Genomic DNA, 10,349 nt, shown 5'->3' with positions numbered 1-10,349 from the left:
CGGGAAGGTCCCGCCTATAACGCGGTTGACCAACCTGCCTGGGCAGTACACCTAGTCCGACAGCAGACGCTCCGTAGCTCGTTCAAGAACGTGGCGCCGACTGCTTGTCCCGTGGTCGGCTGCGATGAAGTGGTTGGCGATCGCCAGGGAGAAGGCGAGCATGGCGCGCGCCTCGACATCGTCGGCATCGTCGCTGAAGGTGCCGATCAGCGCGCGCAGGTACTCCATTCGCCGGTTGTCGACGCGCCGCAGACGTTTGGCGACCGACTTGTCGCGGCGCGCCCAGTCGCGCACCGCGAGGTCAATCGGCAGCAGCTTCTTGGAGAAGGTGAGCATGCCCGCCCTGCGCACCTTGTCCCGCGCATCTCCACCTTCGGCCTCCACCCGGTCGAGAACCTCGTCGGTGCTGCGGCGCTCCCACTCTTCCAGCAGCGCCTCGAGAAAGGCTCCCCTGCTGTCGAAGTGGTGGTAGAAGCCGCCACGGGTGACTTGCAGCGATTTCGCGAGAAGGTCTACTCGCACCGCATCCGCTCCGCCCGCCGCGAGCGCTTCCAGCCCGGCGTCGACCCACGTGCCACGGGGCGTGCGGGTCTGGGCGACCATGATCCTCCAGCTGAGTCGACGGGGCTTGACCACCGCGGTCAACCAAGCATACAGTACTGTATGCTTGGTTCCGCGATACTCGACAAGAGCGAACACACGCAGCGGCCGTGGCGAATCCACGATCTCGCCAAGGATTTTCAAGTTCTCGATGTGTGGGCATTGCCCACACCCGGTGGTGAAGGCGACTTCAGACAACTGGTCGACCTATGGTCGACGTTCGATCCGGGAAAGTCCTCTCCCGTCGTGCGGGCCCTGTTCGCCGCTCGGTGGGCCCTCGGCCGGGTACTCGGCCTCGACCGGACCGACGCGGGTCTGGGCGCCCGCGTCGAGACGCTGCGGGACCGGCTTTCAGACGACTTGCGCCACGCCCCAACCGATCTCGCGAGAGACGGGTCTCCATTCAGCCCGCTGTACCTGACCGACGATGAGTTCGCGATGGAGATCGCGAACCGGACGGTGCACGGTGTCCTGCATGTCGGGTGGGTGCCCGACGCGGCCGGAGGCTCGCGACAATTTCGCGGACAGATGGCGGTTCTGGTCCGACCCAATGGCGCACTCGGTGTCGCGTATATGGCGGCGATTGCTCCGTTTCGCCACCTGATCGTCTACCCGCTGATGATGCGCGACATAGGTCGAGCCTGGCGGGAGCGCCGCAGCGGGTCCGCTCCTTCTCAACGGGGACTTCGATGAAGCGCGGTGCGACCACCCAAACCGTCGCCCGCCAGATCACGCCGCCTCCCGGCACCCGATCGGCGAGCACGCTCGGCCGCGTCGACTATGAAGATGCATTCGTCGTCGACGTTTGCGAGCCGTCCGCTCTATCCGCCGAGCAGTGGATGCGCACGATCCTGGAAGGCGCGCCCGCAGCGGTGCGGCTTCAGCTGCTGTCCGGCTGGTCTGCACTCGGCCTCAGGGTGAGCCTGTCGAAAGCAGACCGGTCGGTGCTCGGCTGGCAGATCCGCACGGCAGACCCGGATTTCGTATTGCTGGGAGCTGAGTCACGACTCGGCATGCCCGCGGAATTGCTCTTGAGGCGTGCGACCGACCGGTTGCTATTTGCCACCTTCGTGCGCCACGAGAATGCGTTGGTCCGCGCGCTCTGGGCGCCCGTGGTGCCCACTCACGTCCGGATGGTGCAGGAACTGCTGGCACGGGTCGGCAGCGACGTTCGATCCTGACCGCTACGGAGTCGGCGGCGCAGGCGCCGGTGCGGGCGCAGGCGCAGCGGGAGGCGCGGGAGCCGTAACCGGCGGCGGTGGATCACCAGGAGCCGGCGGCGGTGCCGCGGGCATCTGCTGCGCCGGATTCGCCGAGAGTCCCGGCGGCGGGGTGGCGTTGGCATTCATCGGCCGCTGCGTCAGCAGGAGCAGAGCGTCCTTACCACTCACCTCCTGCGTCTGAACGGCGTGCCAGAGGTCGCGGAGGTACGAACCGCCGGTGCTGGGTTGTGGAGCCATGCTGGTGCCCGGCGGCAGATTCTCGGGGCTCGCCAGGTGCGGGACCTCCGCGGGCGGTGCGGCATCGCCCGGGACGGGAGCGGCGGCCGGCGCGGCTTCGATCCCGGGTGCAGCAGGAGCGGGGGCAGCCGCCGGCACGAGGGGCGCCGGCGCAGCGACAGGCTGAGCCGGCGGCGACGCAGGCACAGGACCCGGCACAACGGGTCCGACGACTGCGGGGGGCGCGGGAGGCGGGACGGGAACGCCGGGGTCGGCTTGCGCCGTCGTCGCTCCTCCCAGCAGCGCAGCGAGCGTTCCCACGCCCGCGACGGCCACTGTCGCGGCCCTCACCTCGATGTCGATTCGCACCGGAGCCCCCTTCCGCAAGATGGACCGAATCCCGTCTAACGAATGCTTCAGTTTGACCGTCAAAATTGTTACACCTGGGTCCCGAGTGAACAACCGGTCAAGAATCGGCGGGCTGTGGGAACACGTTCTACTTCGGAGTATCTGTAACCGGCCGCAGCGGGCCCCAACTGTGGTGTAGCAATGGATTGCCGGCCTAGACAACGTCATATGAGCAACGCTGAGGATTTCCTGATGCCATCTCCGAACCTTCCGCCCGGATTCGACTTCACCGATCCCGACATCTACGCGGAGAGGCTGCCGGTCGACGAGCTCGCCCACATGCGGAAGGTGGCCCCGATCTGGTGGCAGAAGCAGGAACGGGGCAACCTCGCGTTCGGCGACGACGGGTTCTGGGTGGTGACCAAGCACAAGGACGTCAAGGAGGTGTCGCGGCGCAGCGACGTCTTCTCCTCCAACAAGAAGACCGCCCTGCCCCGGTACCGCGACGAGGCCGATCCGGCGTCGTTGGAAGCCGGCAAGGTCGTGCTGCTCAATCAGGACGCGCCGCATCACACCCACTTGCGCAAGATCATCTCGCGGGCTTTCACTCCGCGGGCCATCGAGTCGCTGCGCGACGAGCTGCGTGTGCGGGCGCACGACATCGCCAAGCGGGCCGCGGCCGAGGGATCCGGCGATTTCGTCGAGCAGGTGTCGTGCGAACTTCCACTGCAGGCGATCGCCGGCCTGATGGGCGTCCCCCAGGAAGACCGCATGAAGCTGTTCGACTGGTCCAACCAGATGGTCGGCGACCAGGATCCCGAATACACCAGAAACGACCCGACGGCCGCATCGGTCGAACTGATCATGTACGGCATGCAGATGGCGGCCGAGCGTAGCAAGAACCCCGGTGACGACCTCGTCACCAAGTTGGTGCAGGCCGACGTCGAAGGCCACAAGCTCACCGACGACGAGTTCGGCTTCTTCGTGATCCTGTTGGCGGTGGCTGGCAACGAGACCACCCGCAACTCGATAACCCAGGGCATGATGGCGTTCACCGAATTCCCGGACCAGTGGGAGCTTTTCAAGCGGGAACGGCCCTCGACGGCGGCCGACGAGATCGTCCGCTGGGCGACGCCGGTCACCTCCTTCCAGCGCACCGCGCTCGAGGACACCGAGCTGGGCGGCGTCGAGATCAAGAAGGACGACCGGGTGGTGATGTTCTACCGATCGGCCAACTTCGACGAGGAAGTGTTCGAGGACCCCTACTCCTTCAACATCCTGCGAGATCCCAACCCGCACGTCGGCTTCGGCGGCACCGGCGCCCACTACTGCGTCGGCGCGAACCTGGCCCGGATGACCATCGACCTGATCTTCAACGCCATCGCCGACGAAATGCCGAACCTCAGACCGATTTCGGCGCCCGAACGACTACGGTCCGGCTGGCTCAACGGCATCAAGCATTGGCAGGTCGACTACACCGGCGCGGGGGCTACCTGACCGGATAGTCGACCAGCGAACGCCAATAGTCCTCGGGGATCTCGACGTTCGACCGCATGGCGATGGCAAGTCCGGCCGCCATGGCGATACCGAGCAGGCCCAGCCACAGACCTGCCAGCGCGATGACGACCCACGCGATCGCGGTGACCGTCGGCCATGGTGAAAGCAGCACCAGCAGTGGGGCGAAGAAGAACCCGGTGCCGATGTACCACGACGAACCGGCCCGATCGGAGATCAGCACGACGTGCAGCCACCTCGGGATCGGGCGGTCGACGGACGGTGCGGTCCGCATGATCGTTCTCCTCTGCTCGACTGTCACCATTGACACTCCCCGACCCGGGTAAGCGGCGCAATTACCTGACGAGTAATCGCCATGGGTGCGTCGGTGCGCGACACTGGGCCGATGACGACCGCCGCTGTGCACACGCCGCCGTTCGGCACGATGATGCGCGATTGGCGGCTGCGCCGGCGGCTGAGCCAGCTCGACCTGGCGATCGAGGCGGACGTGTCCGCGCGCCACGTCAGCTTCATCGAGACCGGTCGCTCGAGTCCGAGCCGGGCGATGGTGTTGCGCCTCGCCGAGGTGCTCGACGTTCCGCTTCGCGAACAGAACCAGTTGTTGATGGCCGCCGGACTCGCCCCGGTCTACAGCGAGCGATCCCTGCACGATCCGGACATGGCCGCCGTCCGCGACGGCGTCGAACGGGTGCTCAGCGCATACGACCCATTTCCCTGCGTCGTCGTTGACCGGGGTTGGCAGATCGTCCATGCGAACGCGGGTGCCGGTCTGCTGCTCGAGGGCGTGGCGCCGAGTCTGCTCGAGCAGCCGAACGCGCTTCGCATCTCGCTGCATCCCGACGGGCTCGCACCGCGCATCCGCAACCTCGCGCAGTGGCGCCACCACGTCATCGAGCGGCTTCGCCGCGAGGCCGCGGTGAGTGGGTCGAGCGACCTGTCAGCGCTGCTGGCCGAAATCGAGGCCTTTCCAGGCGGATCCGACACAACTCGCGATCTCGGCGGTGTCGCGGTGCCGTTGGAGCTCTACACTCCGCAGGGGCAGCTGCTCACCTTCCTGTCCACGGTGACGACATTCGGCACGGCGCTCGACCTGACGGCAGCCGAACTGTCCATCGAGGCGTTTCTGCCCGCCGACGAGGCGACCGCCGCCGCGCTGAGGTGAAATGCACATGGCGGACCGTCAACCGCAATAGAGTCATCCGACATGGACAATCGACTTGTCGCGACGGTCGCCGTTGTGCTCGCAGCCGCAGCAGCAGGGTGCTCAGCGCCGCCGACCGCGCTCGGCGGCACCACCGCGAAGGTGACCATCGACGGCAAGAACGCCGCCGACGCGCAAGCGGTGGTGTGCACCCAGACTGGGTGGATGTGGAACATCAAGACCCCCGGTGAGCCGACGAAACTGACGGCGTTCCTGAACAGCGAGGGCGGCGACGTCACGGTCCAATCCGTCGATTTCCGCGATCTCGGCGGGTTCACCGGCACGTTCTGGGACGGCCGTGTCGGCAAAGCCGAGGTGACCGGCCAGGGCGGAAAATTCACGATCACCGGCGAGGCCGACGGTTCGTTCAAGGACAACCCGAGCAACGCTGTGACGGCGACGTTCCGTATCGAAGCCAGCTGCTGAACGTGGTGGTACACCCCTTCCGCGCGGCCATCGAAGCCAGAGATCTCGACGCTGCCGTCGCGTTGGTTCGCGAGGACGTGGTCTTTCGTAGCCCTGTCGTCTTCACCCCATACGAAGGGCGGGAGGCCCTGAGGCAGATCCTCGCCGCGGTCATCGACGTTTTCGAGGATTTCCGCTACACCCGTGAGATCGGTGCCGACGGTGCGGCCGACCATGCTCTGGTGTTCGAGGCCAGGGTTGGCGACAAACAGGTGCAAGGCTGCGACTTCATCCACGTCGACGCCGACGGTGCGATCGACGAGTTCACCGTCATGGTGCGGCCCTTGCAAGCGACGCTCGCGCTCGCCGAGGCGATGAAGGCGCGACTCGCCGCCGGATAGGTCACTGGTCTGACCACTTGACCTCTGGCCACTTGCCTGGCACTGTGGCGGTATGGCCCTTCAACCGGTGAACCGCCGCTCGGTGCCCGAGGACGTGTTCGAACAGATCGTCGCCGAGGTGCTCAGCGGCGAAATGCAGCCCGGGGAATCGCTGCCCAGTGAGCGCAGGCTCGCCGAGGTGCTCGGGGTTTCGCGGCCCGCGGTGCGCGAGGCGCTCAAGCGGCTCACCGCAGCAGGTCTGATCGAGGTGCGTCAGGGCGACGCCGCCACGGTGCGCGATTTCCGTCGCCACGCCGGCCTCGACCTGCTGCCCCGCCTGCTCATCCGTGCGGGCGAACTCGATGTGTCCGTCGTGCGCAGCATTCTGGAGACCCGCTTGCACAACGGACCCAAGGTCGCCGAACTCGCCGCCCAGCGGCGTACTCCCGAACTCGCCGGAATACTCGATGAGGCGTTGCTTGCCCTGGCCGCCGAGACCGACCCCGTCGAGCGGCAACGGTGCGCGCTGACGTTCTGGGATCACATCGTCGACGGCGCGGACTCGATCGCACTCCGGTTGATGTACAACACGCTTCGCGCGACCTACGAGCCCGCGCTACCTGCCCTTGCCGCGGTCATGGCCGACGAGGTGGGCCGTCCGCAGGCCTATCGCGAATTGGCCGATGCGATCGCCGCCGGCGATTCTGCGCGGGCCAGACAAGCCGCACACGACCTACTCGAACCCGCGACGACCTCGCTCCTGTCCGCCCTCGATGACCTCAAGGACCAATCATGACCACCGCCGCCGCACGTACCGCACGCAAGAAGATGACGCTTCGCGACGCCGCCCGACAGTTCGTCAAGTACCCCTCCCCCTGGATGATCGGCGCCGTGCTCGTCGTCGCGGTGGCCGCGCGGGTCATCGTCGGCGACTGGCAGCTCACTGACGCGGTCGTACCCCTGGCGATCGTGGCGGTGTTCCCATTCTTCGAGTGGATGATCCACGTGTTCATCCTGCACTGGCGCCCGAAACGGGTGGGCCGGCTGACGATCGACCCGCTGCTGTCCAGGGAGCACCGCGCCCACCACGTGGATCCGCGCAGCCTCCCCCTGATCTTCATCCCCTGGAAATCACTTGCGACATGGGTACTTCCGCTCGCAATCGGAACTGCTCTGCTGGCGTTCCCCCGGCTCGGGATGGGTTTGACATTCCTGGTGTGCATCGCAGTGGCCGGCCTGGTTTACGAGTGGACCCATTACCTGATCCATACCGACTACAAGCCCAAAACCGCTGTCTATCGGTCGATTTGGCGCAATCATCGCAATCACCACTACAAGAACGAGCACTATTGGTTCACGGTCACCAGTTCCGGCACCGCAGACCGCGTGCTGCAGACGAACCCGGACCCGGCAGCGGTGGAGAACTCACCGACGGTGAAGAACCTGCACGCCGACGTAGCGGCGTAGCGAAACGCTACGCCTCCACGATGATCGGGTCGCCGATCCGAACCAAGTTGTAGTACCAGTCCGCGTTGTCCGGGCTGAGGTTGATGCAACCGTGGCTGACATTCTCATAGCCCTGGGAACCCGTCGACCACGGCGCGCCGTGCACGTAGACACCGCCCCACGTGACACGCACCGCGTCGTAGACGGTGAGCTTGTAGCCCTCCGGATCGTCCAGCGGGATGCCGATCGTGCGCGAATCCATGATCACGACCGACTGCTTCTCGAGTGCGGTGAAGTTTCCGGTCGGTGTCGCGAACCCGTACTTGCCCATCGACGCGGGCATTTCACGCCACACCTCACCGTCCACGCTGACGGTGAACGTGTGATTGCTGATGCTGGCCACCCCGACCGTGGTCGACCCGGTCTGGAAATTCGCCTTCACGCCACCGACGGACAACGCGATCGTGCTGTGCGCCGGCCAGAACTCCGTCGGATTCCATTGCATGACATGGTCATCGAGCCAGCTGAAGTCTCCGGCAGGCGTGTCCGTCGACGTGATCTCGAGGCTCCGCTCCGCCGCCGCGCGATCCGCGATGCGCCCCGCGAAGGTCACGGTGACCGGATGCGCCACACCGACTGTCGTACCGGACGGCGAGATGCTGACCACGTCAGTCGGAGTGGAGACACCGGCGGACACGGTCGCAACGGGGCCTGACAGGGCGGCAACCATGACCGCGATCACGGCCACGAATCGAAGCTTCAGCACACATTCATCCTAGTTCGTCCGGGAGAGTCAGCGAGGTAGCCGCAAGTCCCACAGGCCGCCGCATGTCGTCACCAATATTGTTTTCCATGTCGACAGATCATCGAATCCGCCGCTCAGAACGTTTCAAACGGCATCGATTCGCGCGGGTGAAGCGAGCCGGTTCACTGCCAGCAACGCATAGCCTGCGGCGAGCACGCAGCCACCCAGCACACTGACGTTGAGCAGCACCGTAGCCACGCCGACGCTGGCGGGATCCAGGAAATAGTAAGGCGCGCGGCGGCCGACCTCGTTGAGAATCGCGACAGCCACAACGACATAGAGCGCGGGATACGCCAGCCAGGCCACCGGATGCCACCAGTTCACCCGTCCATGCCCACGCCCGACGAGCAGCCAGTCGCTGAGCGCCAGGACCGGCACCACGACGTGCAGCAGGAAGTTCGCGACCGTGTAACCCATGCTCCGTTCCGTCAACAGCAGGTTCCACACGACGCCGGCGATCAAGACGTAAAGCACCACTGCTCCGCGGAACCCCACCCGGGCGTCGGCGCGTGGGGAGACCAGAGTCCACAGGTAGTACGCCGCGGCAAGGATGTTGACCTGATAGGTGAAGGTGATCAGCCGCCACGTCACGCCAGAACGCGAGGAATACTCGACGACCACCATCGCGATGAGCACCGCGGCCACGATCGAGACACGCAGCACCAGACGCAGAAACGCGGGACCGGTGACAGATGCCGTCACTGAGGCGGCAGCAGCGGCGGCGCCTCCGGTGGCGGCGCGGGGGCGTCGGGCGGCACTGCGGCAGCGTCGGGCAGCGGCGCAGGCGGAGCGCCGGGCGCCGGAGGCACTCCCGCGGGCGCGGGAGCCTGTGGTGCGGCGGCCTCGTCGTTCCCACCGATGTTCGACAGCCGATCCCTGATCCGGGTCAGCAGACCTGGGCGCTGCTGCACCGGCGTCGGCTGCGCGGGGACCAGGCCCGGTGCGGGCGGCAGCGCTTCGATCGGGGCGACGGGCGGGGGCAACACCGGAGCCTCCGGAACAGTGGCGTCGATCGGGGCCGCCGACGGCATGCCGTCGACCGGCTGCATCTCGGGAATGTCGGCGGGGGCGGCCTCGGGCGGGGCCACCTCGACGGGTGGCGCTTCCGGCGGAGGCAGGGGCGCCGGTGCGATCGGAATCGGGACGGCCACACTCGGCGCGGCCGGAAGGGCGGCACGGACGGCGGCCGACGCGACGTCAGGGTTCGTCTTGGCCGCGGGCTGTGGCTCCGGCGCAGCGATGTCCCGCTCGGGCGTCACCTCGAGGCTGACGGCCACGGACACCGAGACGACGAAGGTCACTGCACCGGCCACCAGCATGGCCAGCGGGCCGGTCGTACCGAGCTGCCTGCGGCGCTCCCTCGGGGCCCGCTCAGCCACCTGGCCGATCTCGATGACCTCCGCGTTGTGCGCTGACGCCAGCGCGGCGCCCCTGGCCAGTGCGAGCTCGGATTCGGCCGGAACGAACACCGGAACTCCCAAGATGTCCTCGAGTCGGGGCACGACGCCGTGGAGTTCACTCCCCGAACCGACGACGACCAACGCCTCGGGGCGCCAGTCCGCCCTCGTGAAGACGGCACTCAACCAGCGAAGCAAGGCCTCTTCGGTGTCGATCGCATGGTTGACGGCAGTCTGCACGGCGCCCTCGCCCGAATGAACGATCAGCGTGATCACCGTTTCGGGCTCGATCACACACACCGCGGTCACTTCGTATCCGATGACCTCGGCGATTCCCCATGCCAGGGCTTCCGTCGCTTCGGGTAGCCGGATGGGTACGACGTTGTCAAAACCGCGGTCGTTCAAGGACTTCAACAGCAGTGAGGCCTCCGCGTCGGCCCCGTCACTCCACGTCACACCGATCGAGTGCAGGCGCTGACCACGGGTTGCCGCGATCGCCTCGGTCCGCAGCACGGCGGCGGCCGCCTTCTCCGAGGTGTCGAACGGCGTCGCATGCCGGCCGGAAACGATTTCGAAGGCTTCACGGTCGACTGTCGAACCGTCGGCGTCCTGCCCTTCGACGAGCACGAGACCGACGGCGGACGGCGTCACCGATAAGCCGAGTACGGCGTCCATACCACCCTTCCGGACGTCCATCTGTTCGGGGTGACCTTACCCGCGCCGGGGTGAGCTGGCTCACCGGGCGGGGGTCCCGGCGGCTGCGCGGATGCCTTCATAGCTGTTCGTAGGTGTGCTGTGCCGACGAAAGGCACT

General features: G+C 66.6%; 14 protein-coding genes. 8 read left to right on the top strand and 6 right to left on the bottom strand.

What is annotated here, in order from left to right:
- Nucleotides 1–51: 51 nt before the first annotated feature.
- Entirely contained in the window at nucleotides 52–603 is a 552-nt protein-coding gene (locus M1248_RS32080; RefSeq protein ID WP_317150778.1) for a helix-turn-helix domain-containing protein, read from the bottom strand.
- 60 nt (nucleotides 604–663) lie between these two features.
- Here M1248_RS32080 and M1248_RS32075 point away from each other — a divergent pair, with 60 nt between their 5' ends.
- Together M1248_RS32075 and M1248_RS32070 are read left to right on the top strand one after the other, a co-directional pair.
- Nucleotides 664–1,293, top strand: a complete 630-nt coding sequence (locus M1248_RS32075; protein WP_317150774.1) for a DUF2867 domain-containing protein — start codon at nucleotides 664–666, stop codon at nucleotides 1,291–1,293.
- Nucleotides 1,290–1,781 carry a hypothetical protein gene (locus tag M1248_RS32070; protein WP_317150773.1) on the top strand — a complete coding sequence of 164 codons (492 nt, stop codon included), beginning with the start codon at nucleotides 1,290–1,292 and terminating at the stop codon, nucleotides 1,779–1,781. The genes M1248_RS32075 and M1248_RS32070 overlap by 4 nt, the downstream gene beginning before the upstream one ends.
- Nucleotides 1,782–1,784: 3 nt before the next feature.
- Here M1248_RS32070 and M1248_RS32065 read toward each other — a convergent pair whose 3' ends face one another.
- Nucleotides 1,785–2,408: a hypothetical protein gene (locus M1248_RS32065; protein ID WP_410506773.1), complete on the bottom strand. Its 624-nt coding sequence runs from the start codon at nucleotides 2,406–2,408 to the stop codon at nucleotides 1,785–1,787.
- Between the two features lie 231 nt (nucleotides 2,409–2,639).
- Here M1248_RS32065 and M1248_RS32060 point away from each other — a divergent pair, with 231 nt between their 5' ends.
- Nucleotides 2,640–3,884 carry a cytochrome P450 gene (locus tag M1248_RS32060; protein ID WP_163737155.1) on the top strand — a complete coding sequence of 415 codons (1,245 nt, stop codon included), beginning with the start codon at nucleotides 2,640–2,642 and terminating at the stop codon, nucleotides 3,882–3,884.
- Here M1248_RS32060 and M1248_RS32055 read toward each other — a convergent pair.
- Nucleotides 3,877–4,176 (bottom strand): hypothetical protein, encoded by a 300-nt coding sequence (locus M1248_RS32055; RefSeq protein ID WP_163728231.1) that lies wholly within the window; start codon nucleotides 4,174–4,176, stop codon nucleotides 3,877–3,879. The two genes, M1248_RS32060 and M1248_RS32055, sit on opposite strands and share 8 nt — an antisense overlap.
- Nucleotides 4,177–4,287: 111 nt before the next feature.
- On the opposite strand from M1248_RS32055, the gene M1248_RS32050 reads away from it, so the two are divergent.
- The 5 genes from M1248_RS32050 to M1248_RS32030 are packed head-to-tail and all read left to right on the top strand — an operon-like array spanning nucleotide 4,288 to nucleotide 7,355.
- Nucleotides 4,288–5,064, top strand: a complete 777-nt coding sequence (locus M1248_RS32050) for a helix-turn-helix transcriptional regulator (RefSeq protein WP_317150772.1) — start codon at nucleotides 4,288–4,290, stop codon at nucleotides 5,062–5,064.
- Between the two features lie 42 nt (nucleotides 5,065–5,106).
- Nucleotides 5,107–5,529, top strand: coding sequence for a lipoprotein LpqH (locus tag M1248_RS32045; RefSeq protein WP_163728236.1), 423 nt, complete (start codon nucleotides 5,107–5,109; stop codon nucleotides 5,527–5,529).
- Nucleotides 5,530–5,534: 5 nt separating this feature from the next.
- The gene (locus M1248_RS32040; RefSeq protein ID WP_317150776.1) at nucleotides 5,535–5,909 is read left to right on the top strand and encodes a nuclear transport factor 2 family protein; all 375 of its coding nucleotides are present in this window, start codon (nucleotides 5,535–5,537) and stop codon (nucleotides 5,907–5,909) included.
- 52 nt (nucleotides 5,910–5,961) lie between these two features.
- Entirely contained in the window at nucleotides 5,962–6,684 is a 723-nt protein-coding gene (locus M1248_RS32035; RefSeq protein WP_317150771.1) for a FadR/GntR family transcriptional regulator, read from the top strand.
- Nucleotides 6,681–7,355, top strand: coding sequence for a sterol desaturase family protein (locus tag M1248_RS32030; protein WP_317150770.1), 675 nt, complete (start codon nucleotides 6,681–6,683; stop codon nucleotides 7,353–7,355). The genes M1248_RS32035 and M1248_RS32030 overlap by 4 nt, the downstream gene beginning before the upstream one ends.
- Nucleotides 7,356–7,362: 7 nt before the next feature.
- Here the strand turns inward: M1248_RS32030 and M1248_RS32025 are convergent, their stop codons facing one another.
- The 3 genes from M1248_RS32025 to M1248_RS32015 form a co-directional block, all read right to left on the bottom strand.
- Nucleotides 7,363–8,100 (bottom strand): L,D-transpeptidase, encoded by a 738-nt coding sequence (locus tag M1248_RS32025; RefSeq protein ID WP_286201638.1) that lies wholly within the window; start codon nucleotides 8,098–8,100, stop codon nucleotides 7,363–7,365.
- A 123-nt stretch (nucleotides 8,101–8,223) separates the two neighbouring features.
- On the bottom strand, nucleotides 8,224–8,841 hold the full coding sequence (locus tag M1248_RS32020) for a Pr6Pr family membrane protein (protein ID WP_317150769.1): 618 nt from the start codon (nucleotides 8,839–8,841) through the stop codon (nucleotides 8,224–8,226).
- Entirely contained in the window at nucleotides 8,838–10,232 is a 1,395-nt protein-coding gene (locus M1248_RS32015; RefSeq protein ID WP_317150768.1) for a hypothetical protein, read from the bottom strand. The genes M1248_RS32020 and M1248_RS32015 overlap by 4 nt, the downstream gene beginning before the upstream one ends.
- Nucleotides 10,233–10,349: the final 117 nt, after the last annotated feature.

Source organism: Mycobacterium sp. 29Ha (assembly GCF_032883055.1).
Classification (GTDB): domain Bacteria; phylum Actinomycetota; class Actinomycetes; order Mycobacteriales; family Mycobacteriaceae; genus Mycobacterium; species Mycobacterium gallinarum.
This window is presented reverse-complemented; position numbering and strand designations above follow the sequence as displayed.